General features: G+C 68.4%; 18 protein-coding genes. 8 read left to right on the forward strand and 10 right to left on the reverse strand.

What is annotated here, in order from left to right; genetic code table 11:
- Positions 1 to 89: 89 nt before the first annotated feature.
- The 4 genes from ABNQ40_RS16415 to ABNQ40_RS16430 all read right to left on the reverse strand — a co-directional run bounded on the left by ABNQ40_RS16415 (position 90) and on the right by ABNQ40_RS16430 (position 3,555).
- Positions 90 to 1,571, reverse strand: a complete 1,482-nt coding sequence (locus ABNQ40_RS16415) for a mechanosensitive ion channel family protein (protein ID WP_109051473.1) — start codon at positions 1,569 to 1,571, stop codon at positions 90 to 92.
- 122 nt (positions 1,572 to 1,693) lie between these two features.
- Positions 1,694 to 2,185: a BLUF domain-containing protein gene (locus ABNQ40_RS16420; RefSeq protein WP_109051472.1), complete on the reverse strand. Its 492-nt coding sequence runs from the start codon at positions 2,183 to 2,185 to the stop codon at positions 1,694 to 1,696.
- Positions 2,186 to 2,312: 127 nt separating this feature from the next.
- Positions 2,313 to 3,050, reverse strand: coding sequence for an extensin family protein (locus ABNQ40_RS16425; RefSeq protein WP_199235414.1), 738 nt, complete (start codon positions 3,048 to 3,050; stop codon positions 2,313 to 2,315).
- A 10-nt stretch (positions 3,051 to 3,060) separates the two neighbouring features.
- Entirely contained in the window at positions 3,061 to 3,555 is a 495-nt protein-coding gene (locus ABNQ40_RS16430; RefSeq protein ID WP_109051471.1) for a GFA family protein, read from the reverse strand.
- Between the two features lie 238 nt (positions 3,556 to 3,793).
- Here ABNQ40_RS16430 and ABNQ40_RS16435 point away from each other — a divergent pair, with 238 nt between their 5' ends.
- Genes ABNQ40_RS16435 through ABNQ40_RS16445 form a run of 3 tightly spaced genes read left to right on the forward strand, consistent with a single transcriptional unit; the run spans position 3,794 to position 7,565 of the window.
- On the forward strand, positions 3,794 to 4,279 hold the full coding sequence (locus ABNQ40_RS16435; protein ID WP_199235413.1) for a (2Fe-2S)-binding protein: 486 nt from the start codon (positions 3,794 to 3,796) through the stop codon (positions 4,277 to 4,279).
- Positions 4,276 to 5,286: a xanthine dehydrogenase family protein subunit M gene (locus ABNQ40_RS16440; RefSeq protein ID WP_109051469.1), complete on the forward strand. Its 1,011-nt coding sequence runs from the start codon at positions 4,276 to 4,278 to the stop codon at positions 5,284 to 5,286. The genes ABNQ40_RS16435 and ABNQ40_RS16440 overlap by 4 nt, the downstream gene beginning before the upstream one ends.
- Positions 5,283 to 7,565 carry a xanthine dehydrogenase family protein molybdopterin-binding subunit gene (locus ABNQ40_RS16445; RefSeq protein ID WP_199235412.1) on the forward strand — a complete coding sequence of 761 codons (2,283 nt, stop codon included), beginning with the start codon at positions 5,283 to 5,285 and terminating at the stop codon, positions 7,563 to 7,565. The genes ABNQ40_RS16440 and ABNQ40_RS16445 overlap by 4 nt, the downstream gene beginning before the upstream one ends.
- Before the next feature lie 191 nt (positions 7,566 to 7,756).
- Here the strand turns inward: ABNQ40_RS16445 and ABNQ40_RS16450 are convergent, their stop codons facing one another.
- The 3 genes from ABNQ40_RS16450 to ABNQ40_RS16460 all read right to left on the reverse strand — a co-directional run bounded on the left by ABNQ40_RS16450 (position 7,757) and on the right by ABNQ40_RS16460 (position 10,387).
- Entirely contained in the window at positions 7,757 to 7,903 is a 147-nt protein-coding gene (locus ABNQ40_RS16450; protein WP_167421730.1) for a hypothetical protein, read from the reverse strand.
- A gap of 319 nt (positions 7,904 to 8,222) precedes the next feature.
- Positions 8,223 to 9,722: a sensor histidine kinase gene (locus ABNQ40_RS16455; protein WP_109051468.1), complete on the reverse strand. Its 1,500-nt coding sequence runs from the start codon at positions 9,720 to 9,722 to the stop codon at positions 8,223 to 8,225.
- On the reverse strand, positions 9,722 to 10,387 hold the full coding sequence (locus ABNQ40_RS16460) for a response regulator transcription factor (RefSeq protein ID WP_109051467.1): 666 nt from the start codon (positions 10,385 to 10,387) through the stop codon (positions 9,722 to 9,724). Before ABNQ40_RS16460 ends, ABNQ40_RS16455 begins: the two co-directional genes overlap by 1 nt.
- Positions 10,388 to 10,569: 182 nt before the next feature.
- On the opposite strand from ABNQ40_RS16460, the gene ABNQ40_RS16465 reads away from it, so the two are divergent.
- From ABNQ40_RS16465 to ABNQ40_RS16475, 3 genes are all read left to right on the forward strand, one after another.
- Complete coding sequence (locus tag ABNQ40_RS16465; RefSeq protein ID WP_109051466.1) at positions 10,570 to 11,685, forward strand: ABC transporter substrate-binding protein; 1,116 nt, start codon at positions 10,570 to 10,572, stop codon at positions 11,683 to 11,685.
- Between the two features lie 267 nt (positions 11,686 to 11,952).
- A complete protein-coding gene (locus ABNQ40_RS16470; RefSeq protein WP_109051465.1) occupies positions 11,953 to 13,620 on the forward strand; it encodes an iron ABC transporter permease in 1,668 nt (555 codons plus the stop codon).
- Positions 13,613 to 14,677 carry an ABC transporter ATP-binding protein gene (locus ABNQ40_RS16475; RefSeq protein WP_109051464.1) on the forward strand — a complete coding sequence of 355 codons (1,065 nt, stop codon included), beginning with the start codon at positions 13,613 to 13,615 and terminating at the stop codon, positions 14,675 to 14,677. The genes ABNQ40_RS16470 and ABNQ40_RS16475 overlap by 8 nt, the downstream gene beginning before the upstream one ends.
- A gap of 120 nt (positions 14,678 to 14,797) precedes the next feature.
- Here ABNQ40_RS16475 and ABNQ40_RS16480 read toward each other — a convergent pair whose 3' ends face one another.
- Positions 14,798 to 15,517, reverse strand: a complete 720-nt coding sequence (locus tag ABNQ40_RS16480; RefSeq protein WP_109051462.1) for a metallophosphoesterase — start codon at positions 15,515 to 15,517, stop codon at positions 14,798 to 14,800.
- Positions 15,510 to 16,295: a nucleotidyltransferase domain-containing protein gene (locus tag ABNQ40_RS16485; protein ID WP_109051461.1), complete on the reverse strand. Its 786-nt coding sequence runs from the start codon at positions 16,293 to 16,295 to the stop codon at positions 15,510 to 15,512. The genes ABNQ40_RS16480 and ABNQ40_RS16485 overlap by 8 nt, the downstream gene beginning before the upstream one ends.
- Before the next feature lie 180 nt (positions 16,296 to 16,475).
- On the opposite strand from ABNQ40_RS16485, the gene ABNQ40_RS16490 reads away from it, so the two are divergent.
- Together ABNQ40_RS16490 and ABNQ40_RS16495 are read left to right on the forward strand one after the other, a co-directional pair.
- Entirely contained in the window at positions 16,476 to 18,080 is a 1,605-nt protein-coding gene (locus tag ABNQ40_RS16490; protein ID WP_109051460.1) for a glycosyltransferase, read from the forward strand.
- A gap of 64 nt (positions 18,081 to 18,144) precedes the next feature.
- On the forward strand, positions 18,145 to 18,864 hold the full coding sequence (locus ABNQ40_RS16495) for a hypothetical protein (RefSeq protein ID WP_391347275.1): 720 nt from the start codon (positions 18,145 to 18,147) through the stop codon (positions 18,862 to 18,864).
- A gap of 79 nt (positions 18,865 to 18,943) precedes the next feature.
- Here the strand turns inward: ABNQ40_RS16495 and ABNQ40_RS16500 are convergent, their stop codons facing one another.
- The gene (locus ABNQ40_RS16500; protein ID WP_109490954.1) at positions 18,944 to 20,143 is read right to left on the reverse strand and encodes an alpha-hydroxy acid oxidase; all 1,200 of its coding nucleotides are present in this window, start codon (positions 20,141 to 20,143) and stop codon (positions 18,944 to 18,946) included.
- Positions 20,144 to 20,237 lie beyond the last annotated feature (94 nt).

The following is a 20,237-nucleotide window of genomic DNA, read 5'->3' on the forward strand; positions in this document are numbered from 1 at the left end:
CCAGACCCGTGAAAAAGGGCCGAACTGCACCACCGCTACCCGCGTGGAACAACGGCTGGCAGGGCTCAAGGTTCCGTGCGGTGAGCGATCTACAGCCCGAAGAAGCCGCGCAGCCGGGTCAGCAGCGCCTGCGATTCCACCGCCGGCGGCGGTGCGGCGCCCTGCTGGCGGTTGGTTTCGGCGGCGTTCCGGCTCTGGCGCTCGGCCATCAGCTCGGCCAGCCGTTCGGCCAGTTCCGGCCGGCGGCGCAGCACCGGATCGAGGTGGCTCCGCGCCAGTTCGAACACCACGGAATCGGTGCAGGCGACCACCGAGGCGCTACGCGGCTGCCCGGTCAGCAGCGACATCTCGCCGAACAGGTCTCCCGGCCGCAGCCGCGTCAGATGCAGCACCCCCGCCCGCTGCCCGTCCATCGCGTCGGTGGAGACAGCGGGAGCGGCGAAAGCCGGGGCAGGGGCGGCGACCTGCACGTCGAACACGCCTTCGGCGATGACGAACAGCGATTCTCCGGCATCGCCCTGGCGGACGGCCGGCGACCCGGCCGGGACATGGATCTGCCGCATCGCCAGGGCCAGCGCGTCGACCTCGTCGTCGTCGAAAGCGTCGAACAGCTCCGTCTGGCGCAGCAGGCCGCGGCGCAGGGTGTCGGTGTCGGGCAATGCCGGCTGGCGGCGGCGGATTTCCTGCTTGGGCCGGGCCGGCTCGATCCCGGCGCGGGCGAGGTTGCCCACCACCGCCGCCAGCACGGAATCGCGCACCAGCGCCACCCGCCCGAAATCGTCCAGCCAGTAGCGCGCCAGATAGGAGATGCCGTTGGGCGTCACCGCCTCCACCACCACGTCGGGGCGCGGGGTGGTCAGCACGCCGTCGGCGCAGAGCATGGCCGACAGCAGGATGCGCTTGGCGCGCTCCACCGGCACCTCCTGGTCCAGCAGGATGGGGACGGTGGTGCGGAAGGCCGGGCTGGGGCGGCTGTAATTGACGAAGCGGCTGCCGGCGACGATGCCGTTCGGCACGACGATGGCGGTGCCGTCGCCGGCGATCAGTCGGGTGGCGCGCCAGTTGATCTCGTCCACCCGCCCCGACACGCCGGGCGACAGTTCCAGCCAGTCGCCGATGCGGTAGGGATGTTCGATGTTCAGCGCGATGCCGGCGAAGATGTCGGCGATCATGTTGCGGAGCGCGAAGCCCAGCACGGCGATGGCGACGCCGGAGGTCGCCAGCAGGCCGGTCACCGGCTGTTCCAGCACGAAGGCCAGGATTGCCACCACCGCGACGCCATAGACGCAGAAGCGCATCAAATCGGCGAGCAGCCGCGGGATGCGCGGCGGACGCGGCGCGCCGTCGGGGCCGAGCCCGCCGTTGCCGGCCGCCAGCAGATCGATCAGGCGCGCCCCGCCCCAGGCGGCGACCAGCCAGGCGGCAGACGCGACGACGATGTCGAACCCGCTGCTGAGATCCGGACCGACAAACGGCTCCAGATGGCGGTGCATCCATGGCTTCGCGGCGACCAGAGCCGTCAGAAGGGCCAGGACCAGGGCAGGGGCGGACAGACGCCGCAGGGCGGTCATCGACGGGGTTCTCCTCGGCGGCGGGCCTTCGGGGGCCGGGCGAGGGCGACGATGGCACGAGCAGGCGGCGTCCCGTCAAGGGATCAATTCAAACCATCCAGCCCGATCAGGGGCTTGATCTTTCACACCTTCACCAGTTGCCTCGTTGCCGGCGGATAGCCCATGACGAAGCCGCGGATCACCGGGTCGGTGCCCGCCACCGTGCCGGCGAAGACATAGGCGCGGCACAGCACGGCCAGCGCGGTTTCGGCGTCGCCGCTCCTGCGCCGGAAGGCTGCGCCGTCGCGCAGTTCGGCGAATTCGCCCTGCCAGAAGGTCGGGTCGTCCAGCGGGCCGAAATTCATCGCCCAGAAGCCGAAGGCGCGTCCCGGCCGCTCCCACCGGCCCAGCACCGCCATGTTGCAGTGCCGCTCGTCATGCGTAATGCGGCCGAACAATCCGTTCACGGCATCCGGCTCGCCTTCCAGGACTTGAAGGAAGGTTCCCTCATGCTCAACAAGGAAACCGGTCACACCCAGATGACGATTCTTTGTGGAGCTTCGCACACAAATGTCCGCCAATGCCGAAAAAGGCAGCAGGGGCACCGCATCGCTTCGATAAAGCAAAGTCAACATCGGCCTCCTCCCATTTTTATTCTGCCAATTTTTATTATGATGGTGGAGCGAAAGCCGGCTTGCAGTAACCCTTTCTTTCGTAGAATCGTTGCCGCACCCAGCAGATATAGTCCGAACCGGATGGACGTCAGCGGCAGGTGCGGAAGGCGCCCATATCCAAGTGGAAATGGTTGCGGTGCGCCTCGTTGTAATCGGGCCCCAGCACCACGTCGAAGAAGCGGCAGGCGCCGTCGCGCAGGTCGCGCAGGAAGGCCGCCTTGCGCCCCTCCGCCCCGTTGCCTGCCTTCGCCTCCCAGTCGGTCAAGACGCTGATCCGCGTCCCGTCGGCCAGCACGAAGGCGGCGAGGTCGATGGCGTTGGCGGTCGCATGCTCGCTGCGCCGCCCGTCCGCCCGGCCATAGACGTTGCGGCAGGCATAGGTGCCGAGATGCTCGACCCGCGCCACCCTCTGCCCGAAATGCCGCTGCGCCGCCGACTGGAGGGCGTTCGCCTCGAACAGGGTCCAGGCGGCGGCCAGCCCGCAGGTGGCGATGAAGCCGCTGCTGAAGGCCACCCCCGGCGCGGAGATGTCCGAGCGCGACACCCGCACCACGCCGCTGAGCGCGCAATTTTCGTCCGACGGGCGGTCGGGCAGGGGGGTGAAGCGCAGCCCCGTTTCGCCCAGCGCCGCCCGGCACTGCTCCGGCTCGCCGGTCAGCCGTGCCAGCTTGAAGCCGGTCAGCCAGTCCGGCTCCGCCCGCAGATCGAGCCGCGCCCACGGGTCGTAGCGGGACGGCACTGCGATCAGCCCGGCCCACACCCCGGCCGCCGCCCCGCCCAGCGCAAGCAGGACCAGCAGCGCCAGCCACCCCAGCAACCGTGCCATCGCGCGGTGTCTACCGGTCGAGCAGCCCGTGCCGCCGGTGCCAGTCCTCCAGCGATTCCTCCGGATAGCGGGCGAACTGCACGTCATTGGGGCCGTCCGGCACCTCCACCCACGGCGCCTTGAAGTCCAGCATGATGTGGACCCGCTCCGGCGGGGTCGGCAGCGGCGTGTCGATGGCCGACGCGAAGGGATGGACCAATTCCGGCCAAGCCGGATCCTCCGCCCACAGCGCCGTGCCGCAGTGCTTGCAGAAATGCCGGTGGGACGGACCAAGGTGGGTCTGGCCGGGATGGTCGGGGTCCTCGATCGGCGCCCGCCACGTCGCCACCGCCTCGCGGCCCTCGACCTCCAGCGTGTCGGCATCGCCGCCGAGATTGATGGCGTATCCCCCGCCGCCGGCACTCTTGCGGCAGATGGTGCAGTAGCAGCGCATGTAGGGGACCGGCGTCGGCGAGTTCAGCGTAAAACGAACGGCGCCGCAGCGGCAGGAACCGGACAGTTTCATGACAGGGGACTCCGCGATTCGAATGCGTTCCTCCGCACCAGATGGGGCGGCCACCGCTCTTTGACAGCGCCCCTTCTGACGGAACGTCCCGGCGGAACGCGGCGGACGGGGTGCTGTTGACCCCCCTGAATCCCTTTCGCGGAACCACCTGCCAGCAGTCGGAGCGGTTATGTCCCAGCCAACAGGTCCAGCCTCCCGGGGCCACGCCCAAAAACAGCCGGCGCCGCCGCCGGACGCCATGGAGGTCAGTCTGACCGTCAACGGCAGCCGCAAGACCCTGCGCGTCGCCCCCTGGACCAGCCTGCTCGACGCCCTACGCCTGCATCTCGACCTGACCGGCACCAAGAAGGGCTGCGACCATGGCCAGTGCGGCGCCTGCACCGTGCTGGTGGACGGCCGCCGCATCAACTCCTGCCTGACCCTGGCGGTGATGGCGGAGGGGCGGACGGTGACGACCATCGAGGGCCTTGCCAGCGGCGACGCACTCCACCCGCTGCAGGAGGCCTTCGTCGAGCAGGACGCCTTCCAGTGCGGCTACTGCACGCCCGGCCAGATCTGCTCGGCCGCCGGCCTGCTGGAGGAGGGGCACGCCAGGTCCGACGACGACATCCGCGAGCTGATGAGCGGCAACCTCTGCCGCTGCGGCGCCTATCCCAACATCGTCGCCGCCATCCGGCAGGTGATGGACGCGCAGCCGGCATCCAAGGACGGAGGCGCGTCATGAGGGCCTTCTCCTACGACCGCCCCGGCAGCGTCGATGCGGCCTTGCGCGGTGTCGCCGGCCAGCCCGGCACGACGACCGAGGCGGCGGTGAAGTTCGTCGCCGGCGGCACCAACCTGCTCGACCTGATGAAGGCCGACGTGATGCGGCCGGAGCGTCTGCTCGACATCTCCCGCCTCGCCCTCGACCGCATCGAGGAGTTGGATGGCGGCGGCCTGCGCCTCGGCGCGCTCGCCCGCAATGCCGACACCGCCTATGACGCGCGGGTGCAGGCGCGTTATCCGATGCTGTCGAAGGCGATTCTGGCCGGCGCCTCGGCCCAGCTGCGCAACATGGCGACCAACGGCGGCAACCTGCTGCAACGCACGCGCTGCTATTACTTCTACGACACCGGCACCCCCTGCAACAAACGGGAGCCGGGGACCGGCTGCGGCGCGCTGACCGGGGTCAACCGCATCCACGCCATCCTGGGCGCCAGCGACCGCTGCATCGCCGTCCACCCGTCCGACATGTGCGTGGCGCTGGCGGCGCTGGACGCCGTCGTCCGCGTCAGCGGCCCCACGGGCGAGCGCACCATCCCCTTCGCCGATTTCCACCGCCTGCCCGGCGACACCCCGCACATCGACAGCAGCCTCGCCGCCGATGAGCTGATCACCGCCATCGACCTGCCGGCGGAAGGCTTTGCCCCGCATTCGACCTACCTGAAGGTCCGCGACCGCGCCTCCTACGCCTTCGCCCTGGTGTCGGTGGCCGCCGCCCTCGAGATGGACGGGCAAACCATTGGCACCGCCCGCTTGGCGCTGGGCGGCGTCGCCCACAAGCCCTGGCGCGACCCGGCGGCCGAAGCCGAACTGGCCGGCAAGCCCGCCTCGCTGGAAAATTTCCGCGAGGCCGCGCGCATCCTGCTGCGCGACGCCAAGGGCCAGTCCCACAACGCCTTCAAGATCGGACTTGCCGAGCGCGCCATCGTCCGGGCGCTGGCCGAAGCCGCCGGAGTGGAACACTCATGATCGCCAAACCGACCATCCCCGATCTTTTGGACCGCTCCGAATCTCGCCCCGGCGCCCAGATCGGCAAGCCCGTCAGCCGCGTCGACGGCCGGCTGAAGGTGACCGGCGGCGCCAAATACGCCGCGGAGTTCAACACGCCCGGCCTCGCCCACGGCTACATCGTCTCCAGCGCCATCGCCCGCGGCCGCATCCTCGCCATCGACACCGCGAAGGCGCTGGCGCTTCCCGGCGTGTTCCAGGTCTTTACCCACGAGAACCGGCCGAGCCTGCCCTGGTTCGACCGCAAGTGGAAGGACGACGACGCGCCCAAGGGCTCGCCCTTCCGCCCGCTCTACGATGCGACGATCCACCATGCGCTCCAGCCCATCGCCCTGGTGGTGGCGGAGAGCTTCGAGCTGGCGCGCTACGCCGCCCGCCTGATCCATGTGACCTACGAGGCGGACGAACACCAGACCGACCTGCGTGCGGCCAAGGCCGACGCCTTCACCCCCGGCAAGGACAAGGGCGGCTTCCAGCCCCCGCCCAAGCCGCGCGGCGACGCCGACAAGGCGCTGGCCGAGGCGGAGGTCAGCGTCGACCTGAACTTCTCCCAGGCGGTCGAGCATCACAACCCGATGGAGATGCACGCCTCCACCGTCATCCACCACAATGACGGCAGCCTGACAATCCATGACAAGACGCAGGGTCCGATCAACACCCAGACCTATGTCTGTAACGTCTTCAACCTCGCCACCGACGCGGTGCGGGTGATCTCCCCCTTCGTCGGCGGCGCCTTCGGCTCGGGCCTGCGTCCGCAGCACCAGCTGTTCATGGCGGTGCTGGCGGCGACCGCGCTGAAGCGCTCGGTCCGGGTCGAGCTGACCCGCCCGCAGATGTTCAGCTTCGGCCACCGCCCGGAAACGCTCCAGCGTGTGGCGCTGGGGGCGAAGAAGGACGGCACCCTCACCGCCGTCATCCATGAGGCGGTGCAGGAAACCTCGCAGAACGAGAATTACGTCGAGGTCGTCGTCAACTGGTCGGGCCAGCAGTACAAGTGCGACAATGTCCGGCTCGACTACAAGCTGGCGCGGATGGACACCCACACCCCGCTTGACCAGCGCGCCCCCGGTGCGGCCATCGGCGTCCCGGCGCTGGAGATCGCGATGGACGAGCTGGCGGCAAAGCTCGGCATGGACCCGCTGGAGCTGCGGCTGAAGAACTACACCGAGGTCGATCCCAACACCGGCAAGCCCTTCTCCAGCAAGGAGCTGCGCGCCTGCTTCCAACAGGGCGCCGAACGCTTCGGCTGGCACGGGCGCAGCCATGCCCCCCGCTCGATGCGCGAGGGACGGCAGCTGATCGGCTGGGGCATGGCGACCGGCGTGTGGGACGCCATGCAGGGGCAGGCGGTGGCGTCGGCTAGGCTCGGCATCGACGGCACGCTGACGGTCGGCAGCGCCACCGCCGACATCGGACCCGGCACTTACACGGCGATGACGCAGATCGCCGCCGACATCCTGGGCCTGCCGATTGAGAAGGTGTCCTTCCAGCTCGGCGACACCAACCTGCCGATGGCGCCGCTGCAGGGCGGCTCCTGGACGGTGTCGTCGGTCGGCTCCGCGGTGAAGGCGGTCTGCGACCGGCTGCGCGACAAGCTGGCCGGCCTGGCGGCCGGGCTGAACGACGGCCCGCTGAAGGGGCTGAAGGCCGACGACCTCATCTTCGCCGACGGCTTCCTGATCGCCAAGGCCGACCCGTCCTGGCGCCTGTCGATCACCGAGGTGATGCGGGCCAACGACTTGGCTGTGCTGGAGGATGAGGCGCGCTCGATCCCCTACTACAAGTCGCAGATGCAGCATGCGCTTGGCACCCACTCCGCCATCTTCGCCGAGGTGCGGGTGGACGAGGATCTCGGCACCGTGCAGGTGACCCGCGTGGTCAGCGCGGTGGCCGCCGGCCGCATCATCAACCCCAAGACGGCGCGCAGCCAGATCCTGGGCGCGGTGGTGTGGGGCATCGGCATGGCGCTGGAGGAGGAATCGATGACCGACCAGCGCCTGGGCCGCTTCATGAACCACGATTTCGGAGAGTATCACATCCCGGTGAACGCCGACGTCCACGACATCGACGTCATCTTCGTCGAGGAGCATGACGACATCGTCAACCCGCTCGGCGCCAAGGGGGTTGGCGAAATTGGCATCGTCGGCGTCCCCGCCGCCATCGCCAACGCGATTTATCACGCAACGGGAAAACGTCTCTGCGACCTGCCCATCACGCTGGATAAGATTCTCGGTGAATAGAACTCTTGCGAGCGACACCTGAACCCCTTCTCCCCCCTGGGGAGAAGGTTGGGATGAGGGGGTTCGGCGCAGCCGAAGAGATCCTCGAAGCGGATTCCCCTCACCCCGTCCCTCTCCCCATGCAGGAGAGGGCACTACCCATCACCTTCGTGACTGCCGGAAAGCCCGGCGGTCACAGTAAAGAACCCACATCACCCCATGATGTTCTCGTCCGCCATGCGGCGAGGCATGTCGGTTTCGTGCTGGCGGTCCTGCTTCGGCGCCTTGGTGACGCTGAAGCCGATACCCGACAGCAAAAGAACGCCCAACGAGGCGACAGTGACGATGTTGCAAAGCATAGCGACAGACCCTTTCCCTAACCTCTTTGGGCCGCCCGGTTCGATGGGCGGCCAGACCCTTATTGTGCGGTCTCCTGGGCAATAGACGCCGGGAGCCGTTTCTTTCTTCCGTGAGCCGGGCCGGGATGAGGAAAAAATATTCGTCCGCGGTCCGGACTGTATTTACTTCCAACACGTTGCCAGCACAGGCTGTGCGGAGCGGTCAGATAGTCCCGCAGTTGCGAACTGGCAATGGAAGCCGGCGACATATCCGCGCAGCTCTGGTTAACAAAATTGTCATGGCAGCGGCCGGGGTGGGGACAGGGAGGCGACGAGCGCTTCAGCCCCGGTCGCCACCCGCTGTCAAAGCCTCTGAAACGGCAGCGTTTTCCGCCGCCCGCAGGGTCACCGTCACCTTCAGCCCCTTGCCGCCGGCCCCGGCATCCAGCCGGACCGACGCCCCCAGCCGGTCGGCCAGCGCGCGGACGATGGCCAGCCCCAGCCCGCTGCCGGTGCGCGGCGGCTCGCCCGGACGGTCCAGGCGGTAGAAGCGTTCGAACACCCGCCCGCGCTCCGCCTCCGGGATACCGGGGCCGTCGTCCTCGACCTCCATCACCGGCCCGGTTCCTTGGGGGCGCCCCACCCGCACCGTCACCGTGCCGCCCGGCCGGTTGTAGCGGATGGCGTTGTCCAGCAGGTTGCCCAGCAGCTCCCCCACCAGCACGGCATTCCCGGCGACCCGCAGGGCGCTGCCGTCCTCGGGGCCCTCGAAGCGCACCTCGACATCCTGGGCCAGCGCCGCCGGCACCTGCTCGGCGGCGACCTCCATCGCCACCTGCATCAGGTCGGCGACCTCGGGGGCCGCGGGAACCACTGGCGAATCCTCGTCGGCGCGGGCCAGCGCCAGCAGCTGGACCAGCAGCCGCTCCAGCCGCTTCACCGCTCCTTCCACGTCGTCCAGCGCCGCGCGCCCTTCTGCGCTGTCGGTGCCGTAGCGGCGCAGCAGGGCCAGATGGGTGCGCAGCACCGCCAGCGGCGTGCGCAGCTGGTGCGAGGCGTCGGCGGTGAAGCGCCGCATCGTGCCGATGGACTGGTCCAGCCGGGCCAGCAGCCCGTTGATGGCGACCACCAGCGGCAGCACCTCCGCCGGCACCACCGCCAGCGGCAGCGGCACCAATGCCAGCCCGCCCCCGGTCACGCCGCGCGCCGACCGGGCGTCGATCACCCGGCGCAGCCGCTTCAGCGGCTCCAGCCCGCGCCCGACCGCCCCCCACACCAGCATCCCGCTGCCGCCGACCAGCGCCACCTCCAGCAGGGTCAGCCATAGCAGCAGATCGACCTCCAGCGCGCGCCGTCCCGCGGTCGTCTCCGCCACCTGGACCAGCACCGGCTGCGGCACGCCGTAGAGCCGCCGGACCTGGGCGGCCACCCGCACCGGATGGCCGTGATAGGAGGCGTCGCGGAACACCGTGACGTTGGCCGGCATCGCCGCGATGTCCGGCAGCGGCAGGTCGAGATAGCCGGTGATCACCCCGCCCTCATGGGCGACGTTGTAATAGATGTTGTCGCGGGCCTGGCTCTCCAGCATGCCGAAGGCGACGGCCGGCAGGTCGACCGTCACCTCGCCGTCGTCGTCCCCCACCGCCAGCCTCTCGGCGATGGCGAGCGTCGAGCCGGCGAGCAGCCGGTCATGGGTCGATTGCACGAAACCGTGGATAAGCGCCGACCCGCCGACGCCCAGCCCGACCGCCAGAGCCCCCAGCGGCACCAGCAGCCGGGTCAGCAGCCGGCGGCGCAGAGATGGCACCCGCTCCGGCCGGCCCACCCGAATGGCCGCCATCAGGCATTTTCCATCAGATAACCCAACCCGCGGATGGTGCGAATCTGCGGCCCGTCGGGCTCCAGCTTCTTGCGCAGCCGGGCGACATACAGCTCGATGGCGTTCGGCGCCACCGGCTCGTCGAAGCCGAACACCTCGCCGGCCAGCCGGTCCTTCGGCACCACCTTGCCGGCCCTGGTGATCAGCCCCTCCAGCACCGCCAGCTCGCGCTTGCGCAAATCCAGCACCCGGCCGTTCAGCGTCACCGTCGCGGTGGAGCGGTCGTAGCGCAGGGCGCCGCAGGCCAGTTCCGGCACCGGCGTGCCCTGGCCGCGGCGCACCAGGGCGCGCACCCGCGCCTCGAACTCCGCCGGGTCGAAGGGCTTCAGCAGGTAGTCGTCGGCGCCCAGGTCCAGCCCCTTCACCCGGTCGGCCACCGCTTCCCGCGCGGTCAGGATCATCACCGGCACGGTGGAGCCGCGGCGGCGGATGCGGGTCAGCACCTCGAACCCCGACAGGTCGGGCAGTCCCAGATCCAGCACCACCAGCCCATAGGGCTCCGCCCGCTCCAGCCGCACCGCCTCCTCGCCCGACGCGACATGGTCGACGGCATAGCCGGCCAACTTCAGCCCGCCCGTCACCCCGCGCGCCAGCGCCGCGTCGTCCTCCACAATCAGGATGCGCAAGGGAGCCGCCTATCGTCAGACTGGGCCATCATCCGACCGCACCTGTTCCGTTCCACCAACAATTTTAATCCGCGACAGATTGGCGACAGGTTGATTGCCTATAGTCACGGCAAATCCGCTTGTAAGCCCAACCAACCCGGCCCGCAACGATGCCGTGGAAACCAACCGCAGGAGAGGAAGAGATGCGCACCAAACTGGCCCTTCTGGTCGCGACCGCCCTGACCGTCACAGTGTCCGTCGCCGTGCCCGCCTTCACCGCCGGCACCGCCCAGGCGCAGTCGGTTCCCGCCGGCTACGATCCCGCCTATGCCAAGATCATCGAGGCGGCGAACCAGGAGGGCGCGCTCAGCATCTATTCCGCCACCGACGCGGCCGCCGTGTCGGAACTCCTGAAGGGGTTCGAGGCGCTCTATCCCAAGGTCAAGCTGGAATACGCCGACCAGAACTCGACCGAGATGTACAACCGTTTCATCAGCGAGGCGGCGGCCAACACCGGCACCACCGACCTGATGTGGTCGTCGGCGATGGACCTGCAGATGAAGCTGGTCAACGACGGCTACGCCCAGTCCTATACGTCGCCCGAATCGAAGAGCATCCCCGACTGGGCCAATTATAAGAACGAGGCCTTCGGCACCACCGCCGAGCCCATCGTCTTCGCCTACAACAAGCGCGTGGTGCCCGCCGCCGACGTGCCGAAGACCCACGCCGACCTCGCCAAGCTGCTTGCCGAGAAGCCGGACGCCTACAAGGGCAAGGTCACCTCCTACGATCCGGAGCGCAGCGGCGTCGGCTTCCTCTACATCACCCAGGACGTGCAGGCGAACAAGAACACCTGGGATCTGGTCAAGGCGATGGGCCAGACCGGGGTGAAGCTCTACACCTCCTCGGGCGCGATGATCGAGCGCCTGACCTCGGGCGAGCACACCATCGGCTACAACATGATCGGCTCCTACGTCTACGAGCGCCAGCACAAGGACCCGGAGTCGCTCGGCATCGTGCTGCCGTCCGACTACACCATCGTGATGTCGCGCATCGCCTTCATCCCGAAGGGCGCCAAGCACCCGAACGCCGCCAAGCTGTTCCTCGACTATCTGCTGTCGAAGCAGGGCCAGCAGGCGATGCAGGCCCGCTACATGGGCTCGATCCGCACCGATCTGGCGAGCGCCAACCCGACCGCCGGCATTCCGGAAAGCACGCTGCGCCCGATCCATGTCGGCCCGGAACTGCTGACCTACCTCGACCAGGTGAAGCGCCTGAAGTTCCTGAAGGATTGGCAGAAGGCCCTCCAGGGGAAGTAACCGCCGTCGACCCCGCGCTTAGTCCCCTCTCCCCCCAACGCGAGCAAAGCTCGCGTTGCCGACAGGCGAAGCGAAGCTTCGCTGAAAGGCGGGGAGAGGGTTAGGGTGAGGGGGATGCACGGCGTGGCTTAGTTCGCCAGAAAACGCCACGCATCCCCCGAAATCCACCCCACGCCTCCCCCTCACCCCGACCCTCTCCCCGGGGGGGAGAGGGGGAATCCCCCCTGGGGAGGGCGCCAAAGCCGCCGAATTCAAGGAAATCCCCCCATGAACCGCGCGACGCGCATCGCGGTGATCGTCGCCATGGCGATTGCCGTGCTGGCCCCGATCGGCCTGGTCGTCTACCAGAGCTTCCTCGACGGCCCGTTCTTCCAGCCCAAGACCGCCTTCACGTTCAGCGCCTACGAGTTCGTTCTGGACGACGAGGATTTCTTCGACGCCCTCTACAACTCGTGCGTCATCGCCTTCGGCATGACCGCCATCGCGGTGCCGGTCGGCGCCATGCTCGCCTTCCTGATGGCCCGCACCGACCTGCCGGGCCGCCGCTGGATCGAGCCGGTGATCCTCGTGCCGATGTTCGTGTCGTCGGTGGTTCTGGCTTTCGGCTTCGTGGTCAGCCTCGGCCCGGCCGGCTTCGTCACCCTGTGGTTCAAGGGCGTCTTCGGCTTCGTGCCTTGGTACCTCTATTCCAAGACGACGCTGATCGTCATCGCCGGCCTGACCCACGTCCCGCACGTCTTCCTCTACACCTCGTCGGCGCTCCGCAGCCTCGGCTCCGACGTCGAGGAGGCGGCGCGGATGACCGGCGCCGGCCCGCTGCGCACGGCGCTGACCGTCAGCCTGCCGATGGTGATGCCGAACATCCTCTACGCCGCCGTGCTGGTCTTCTTCCTGGGATTCGAGCTGTTCGGCCTGCCGCTGGTGCTGGGCGACCCCGAGGGCATCCTCGTGCTGGCGACCTACCTCTACAAGCTGACCAACAAGCTGGGCACGCCGTCCTACCAGCTGATGGCGGTGGTCGTGGTGGCGATCATCTGCATCGCCCTGCCGCTGGTGGCGCTCCAGCGCTTCCTGCTGCGCGCCGCCAACCGCTACGTCTCGGTGAAGGGCAAGGCCGCGGCGCAGAAGCCGGTGTCCATCGGCGTCTGGCGCTGGCCGGCGGCGGCGATGATCACCGCGTGGCTGCTGTTCACCGTGGTGATCCCGATCAGCGGTCTGGTGCTGCGCGCCTTCGTGTCGAGCTGGGGCGAGGGCGTCAACCTGCTGGACGTGCTGACGCTGGCGCATTTCCGCGAGCTGATGGAGTTCCCCAACCTCACCCGCGGCATCGTCAACACGCTGCTGATCGCGTCCGTCGGCGGAGCGCTGTCGGTCGGCGTCTACACCATGCTGAACCTCGCCGCCCACCGCTGGCAGTCGGGCTGGACCAGGCTGATGGACTATCTGGTCCTGCTGCCCCGCGCCATGCCGGGTCTGGTGGCCGGTCTGGCGATCTTCTGGGTCTTCCTGTTCACGCCCTTCCTGTCGCCGCTGCGCCAGACCATGATCGCCATCTGGGTCGCCTACACGCTGGTCTGGCTCGCCTACGGCATGCGTCTGGTCAGCGGTGCGCTGCTCCAGATCGGCCCCGAGCTGGAGGAGGCCGGCCGCATCGTCGGCGCCAGCCCCGGCCGGGTGTCGCGCGACCTGACGATCCCGCTGGTCAAGGTCGGGCTGTTCTCCAGCTGGCTGCTGATCTTCGTCACCTTCATGCGCGAATACTCCACGGGCGTCTATCTGCTGGCCCCCGGCACCGAAGTGATCGGCTCGCTGCTGGTCTCGCTGTGGGGCACCGGAGCCGTCGACCTCGTGACCGCGCTCTCCACCGTCAACATCGCGATGATCGGCGGCGGCCTGCTGCTGATGTCGCTCTTTGGGAAACGCTCCCATGGCTAAGCTCATCATCGACGACCTGCATCTGTCCTACGGCAGCACCGAGATCCTGAAGGGCATCACCGCCACCTTCGCCCAGGGCGAGATCGTCGCCCTGCTCGGCCGGTCGGGCAGCGGCAAGACCACGCTGCTGCGCTCCATCGCCGGGCTGGAGGAGCCGAAGAAGGGCGTCATCTCCATCGGCGACCAGCCGGTGTTCGACGCCGCCGCCGGCCTCAACGTGCCGTCGGAAAAGCGCGGCCTCGGTCTGGTCTTCCAGTCCTACGCGCTGTGGCCGCACAAGACGGTGTTCGAGAACGTCGCCTACGGCCTGCGCCTGCGCAACGTGCCGAAGGCCGAACTCCAGCAGCGCGTCGCCGCGGTGCTGGACGGCGTCGGGCTCGGCCATCTCGGCGACCGCTATCCGCACCAGATGTCGGGCGGCCAGCAGCAGCGCGTGGCGCTGGCCCGCGCGCTGGTCTACAACCCGCCGGTCATCCTGCTCGACGAGCCGCTGTCGAACCTCGACGCCAAGCTGCGCGAGGAGGCCCGCATCTGGATCCGCACGCTGATCAAGCGGATGAACCTGACCGCCGTCTTCGTCACCCACGATCAGGTCGAGGCGATGGCGATCGCCGACCGCATCGTCCTGCTCGACGGCGGCCGCATCGTCCAGGCCGGCACGCCCGAACAGCTCTACACCGAGCCGGTCAGCCTGTTTGCGTCCGAGTTCATGGGCGTCAACAACCAGATCAAAAGCCGGGTGCAGGACAAGCGCGGCGGCTACGCCCGCATCGAGCTGTCCGGCCACCCGCTGTGGGGCAAGGACCGCGCCGGCAAGGGCGTGTCGGAGGAGGCCACCGGCGTCATCCGCCTGGAACAGGTCGAGATGGTGGACGGCCCAGGGGGAGGGGATGGCGAGAACCGCATTCCGGCCGAGCTGGAGACCTCGGTCTATCTCGGCAGCCACTGGGAGCATGTCTTCCGCTGCGGCGACCAGACGCTCCGCGCCTTCGGCCGCCCGCTGGCCGCCGGCACCCACTGGCTGCACCTGCCGCCGGAACAGCTCTGGGTATTCTGAGCGGGACCTCTCCCACCCCGCAGGATCCCCTCTCCCCCCCGGGGAGAGGGTTAGGGTGAGGGGGACGCACATGCCGGACGTCTTCGGCTGCGCCGAACCCCCTCATCCCAACCTTTTCCCTCAAACCTCGATCAGCGCATAGGGCCGCCCGGTCTCCTTGGGGATGGTCTGCGCCACATTGTACACCGGCGTCCCCCGCAGCGTTTTCCCGCTGTAGCTCCCGTGATGCGCATGCCCGTGCGCCACCGCCCGCACAGTGTCGAAGCGGTCGATGGTCTCCGCCAGCCGCGACGATCCCAGGAAGGGGAAGATCTCCGTCGGCTCCCCCTCCACCGTCGCGGCGATGGGGGCGTAGTGCAGCACGACGAACACCCGCTCAGTGTCCAACTGCCGCAACGCGCTCTCCAGCCGCATCGCCTCGTTCACCGCCTCATGGACGAACTGCTTGATCGCCGGCTCGCCGAAGCTGTCGAGCATGCGGTTGCCGAACCCGCCGCCAAAGCCCTTCACCCCGGCGAAGCCGACGCCGCCGATCTCCTGCGGCGCCCCGTCGAGGAACCGCACCCCGGCCTGGGCCAGGATGTGCTGGACCTCTTCCAGATGGCCGCATTCGTAGTCGTGGTTGCCGAACACCGCGACCACCGGAATGCCGATGGAGCGCAGGGCGTCGGCCAGGATCTCCGCCTCGCGCGGCTTGCCGTGGTTGGTCAGGTCGCCGCACAGCGCCAGCACGTCGGCCTTGCCGGCGATCTCCTGGAACAGCTCGCGATAGGGATATTGCGTGGTCTCGCCGACATGGATGTCGCCGATGGCGGCGACGGTCAGCCTGCGCTCATCCATTCCCGTTCTCCTTCAGGCTCTGCTTGGTTCCCTCCTCCCCGACCACGTCGGCGAAGCCCCATTCGGTGACGTCGATCAGGTAATCCTCGCGCGAGAACAGCCGGCCCCGGCAGATGCGGGTCTGGGCGACCGGCAGCTTGGCGCGCTCCTGCATCCGCTCCAGCAGCTCCGCCACCAGCCAGTCGGGCACGCGGTCGCGCTCGGTCGGGTAGATGAACCGGAAGTTCAGCAGGTGGATCAGCAGCACTTCCCAATGCTGCTCCATGTGGGCGAGCAGCCGTTTCCAGTCGATCCTGTCATGCTGCTTCAGGATCATGTGGGCCACGTCCGGCCCGTCGTACTTGTGGCGCATCTGGACGAAGGATTTGGAGAAGATCATCTCGGTCGGCGCCACCAGCGGCACGTCGCTGCCGCAGATCACCGCGCGATGCTCCTCCTTGAACCAGCGGTCGTTGACCGGGTTGATGGCGACCGCCGAATTGAAGATGACGTCGAAGAACAGCTCGCCATGCTTGACCTTGCCGATCCAGCGTTCGTCCTCGATCTCCGTCTCGAAGCCATGATCCTGGAAATGCGACAGGATGCGCGGGAAGTCGCCGCCGCGGCAGAAGATGTCGATGTCCTTGGTTGGCCGCGTGATCCCGGTATAGGCGCTGATCGCGTAGGTCCCGCCCAGCAGGAACGGGATGTCCGACTGGATCAACAGCTTGAGGCTTTCGGTATAGAAGGCCTCGGCCTCCGCGGTGACGGTGGCGCTGCCCTCACGGAGTTCGCTCATGGACCACTCCCCATTGCACCGGCCTTGCGCGGCGGTGCGGCACGTTGACCCGGTACAACAGGGCAGGGCGGGGAGTGTTGCGGGACAGGCGTCTGCCGTGCCCTGCGTTTCCGGCTGTGCTTGCCGCGCACCGGGAAATTTGATCTGGTGCGGCAGGGTGGCCTTACCGGGGGTTGAACCATGGAGCTGTCGGCGGAAAATTCCGCGGATGCCGTCGCCGCGCTCTGCCGCGCCATGCTGCGGCCGGTCGAAAGCACGTCCGCCTTGCGGGAGATCGAGGCATTGCTGGAGCGTCTCCGCCATGCCCCGCCCGACGAGCGTGCCGCCTGCGCCATGCAGGTGGGCCGCCTGACCGGCGATGCCGATCCGGTCCTGCGCCTGTCCGCGATGGCTGTGATCACCGGCGATCTGCGCCGCTATGACGAGCTGCTCGACCTGATCGAACCCGAGTTCGGGTGCCCGGATCTCGACCGCTTGCTTCACATCTATTGCTGCATGGGCCGCCAGCTTTTCCTGATGCGCATGGACGGGGCGAGCCGGCCCGGCTTCTTCGAGGACAGGCTGTTTCCCTACTACACCCGCCTGATCGGCGCGATCCGCGACCGGCTCGGCGTCGCGCCGCGGCCCCGCCCGGCGGGCAACCCGGCCACCGGGCGGGTCGTGCTGGTGACGAACCAGTTTCTGTCGCTGCGCCACCAGCCGTCGCGCGACCTGCTGTCCTATGCCGCGGTTCTGGAGGAACGCTGCGGCCGGGAGGTGGTGATTCTCAACACCAACATCATGCCCGCCGACATCCACAGCCTGTTCGTGCCGTCCTTCGCGTCCTCCGTGGAGCCGGCTTTCGACGGCAAGCAGGTGATCGAGGCGGACGGCCGCTCCTTCCGGATGCTGTCCTCGACCGGCCGCGGGCTGAGCCGGGAAAAGATCGACTGGTTCCTGCGCGCGGTCGACTGGCACGACCCGGACGTGGTGGTGTCGCTGGGCGGATCGGTCATCGTCGCCGACCTGCTGGCGGCGGCGCGCCCCGCCCTGTGCATCCCCACCACCAGCGGAGCCACCCCCTCCCTGGCCACCATCGTGCTGGATTTCGGCGGTGGCAGCCGGCCGGCGAGCGGTCCGCTCGCTGCGTCATGGCGGCCCTTCCGTTTTCTGCATTCGCTGATCGGCGCACCGGAACCGGACAGGACGGCACCCTCCAGGGGAGCAGTCCGGGCCGGCTACGGCCTGCCGGACGATGCCTTCCTGTGTCTGGTGATCGGCAACCGCCTGGACGAGGAGGCCGACGGCGCCTTCCTCGCGATGCTGGAGTCCCTCATCGACCGTGCGCCCCGGGTGGCGGTGGCCTTCGCCGGCGAAGCGGGGGCGCTGCCCGGGCGTCTGCAAGGGTCGCGGCATGCAGGGCGCCTGTTCCACCTGGGCTATGTGACCGACATGGCCGATCTGATGCAAACGGCCGACGCCTATGTGAATCCGCAGCGCACCGGCGGTGGTGCGAGCGCCGCCGAGGCGCTGGCTGCCGGCGTTGTTCCGGTTTCGCTGCCGGTCGGCGACGTATCAGCCGTCATCGGCGCCCGGTTCGTCGTGCCCGATTATGCCGCCGCCGTGGAGCGGCTCGCCCTGCTGGCCGCCGATCCGGCCATTTTCGCCGAGGCCGCCGCCGATGCCCGGTCCCGGAGCACGGAACGCAGCAACCCAGCCGATGCCGCCGTGGCGCTGTCTCGCTATCTGGACGAGGCGGTCGAAGTGCATGGGCACGGCGGGATGGGCGAGCGGATTTGCAAATAATCCTATTAATTGGATATCATGCCTATAACCTCCGTTGGAATCCATCATTCCGCGGAGCTATGCCATGCCCCTCGACAGCCGCAGCTTCACCAACGACCAGTTCCCCCGCTGGGCCGAAGAGCCGCCGACGCCTGCCGAAGGCTCGTTGGTTCCCGGATCGCAGTTCCATGAGGAACAATGGATCATGGCCGCCGGCATGCTGGCCCGCGGCAGCAGCTTCCTCTATGTCGCCCGCGCCATGGGATGCAGCCGGACGACGCTGTGGCGCGCTTACTACGGCTCCAAGGATTTCCGTCATAGGGTCTGGTGGGAGCGGCAGGCGCTGAACCGCGAGGCCGACCTGCGCCTGTCGTCGCTGCGCAGTCTGGTGGTCGAGCAGATCGAACGGCTGGTCTCCTCCGGCGATCCCTCGACCGTGCGCTGGCTGGCCGACCGGCTCGGCATCCTCGACGGGCTCGCCGCCCCTGCCTCCAAGCGACAAACCACGCAACCGGCTCGTCAGCCCGTCCCCGAACTCGACGGCGACATCCCCGGCGCCTCGCGCGAACGCGTAGAAGATTGCCCTCTCTCCCCCGGGGAGAGGGAGGGGACCCGCGCCGAAGGCGTGGGGAGGGTGAGGGGGCCGGCGCGCGATCCGCGCGCCGCCAAGGGGCATGCTGCCCCTTGGCAATCCCCTGGCGCGGTCGTTCCGTCCGCGCTGCCCCCCTCACCCAACCCTCTCCCCAGGGGGGAGAGGGCTTACAAGCGGTCGCCCTCGCCTGACTTCGTTGCCCGGCTCCGATAGGCGGGCGATGGAACATCACCCGAAAACCGTTCCACGCCGTTCCATCCCGCCGCCGCCAAAGTCGGAGACAAGACCCCGCTCAAACCCCGAAGTTCGGCTTGCCCGCCAGGATGTTGGATGTCACGTGCCTGATGTCGCGCAGGCCGCACATCGCCATGGTCACGTCCATCTCCTTCCGGATGATCTCCAGGCACTGGGACACGCCGGCCTCGCCGCCGGCCCCCAGCCCATAGAGGAAGGCGCGGCCGATGAAGGTGCCCTTGGCGCCCAGCGCCAGCGCCTTGACCACGTCCTGGCCGGAGCGGATGCCGCCGTCCATCAGCACCTCGATGCGGTCGCCGACCGCCTCGACGATGGCCGGCAATGCGGCGATGGAGGAGATGGCGCCGTCCAGCTGCCGCCCGCCATGGTTGGAGACGATCAGCGCGTCGGCGCCGGTGTCCGCCGCCATCACGGCGTCTTCCGGGTCGAGGATGCCCTTCAGGATCAGCTTGCCGCCCCAGCGGTCGCGGATGCGGCGCACGTCGTCCCAGTTCAATGTCGGGTCGAACTGTTCCGCCGTCCAGGAGGACAGCGACGACAGGTTGCTGACCCCGGTGGCGTGGCCGACGATGTTGCGGAAGGTGCGGCGGTGGGTCCGCAGCATGTTGATCGACCAGCGCGGCTTGGTCGCCATGTCCAGGATGTTGCCGACGGTCAGCTTCGGCGGGGTGGACAGCCCGTTCCTGATGTCCTTGTGGCGCTGGCCGAGGATCTGGAGGTCGAGCGTCAGCACCAGCGCCGAACAGCCCGCCGCCTTGGCGCGGTCGATCAGCTTGTCGATGAAGGCGCGGTCGCGCATGACATAGAGCTGAAACCAGAAGGGCTTGTCGGTGTTCTCCGCCACGTCCTCGATGGAGCAGATGCTCATCGTCGACAGGGTGAAGGGCACGCCGGCCTTGGCTGCTGCGCGGGCAGCCAGGATCTCGCCGTCGGCATGCTGCATGCCGGTCAGGCCGGTCGGGGCCAGCGCCACCGGCATCGCCACCGGCTGGCCGACCATGGTGCTGGCCAGCGTCCGGTTGGTCATGTCCACTGCCACGCGCTGGCGCAGCTTGATCCGGCCGAAGTCGGACTCGTTGGCGCGGTAGGTCGACTCCGTGTAGGAGCCGGAATCCGCGTAATCGTAGAACATCCGCGGCACGCGCCATTCCGCCAGCTGCCGCAGATCCTCGATGCAGGTGACGGGCCGGTCGGTGAACAGGTTCGCCCAGCGCGACGGCGGCCGCGAGGAGGGCATGCGAACGGAGGTCATGGGGCGTGTCTCAACGGTTGCGCGCGAAACGGAAGGGCGTCGATTTGGCCACTCCCTCCGCGCACCGTCAAGCCATGGC

Origin of the sequence: Azospirillum sp. A23 (assembly GCF_042938965.1) — a bacterium.
Classification (GTDB): Bacteria; Pseudomonadota; Alphaproteobacteria; order Azospirillales; family Azospirillaceae; genus Azospirillum; species Azospirillum melinis.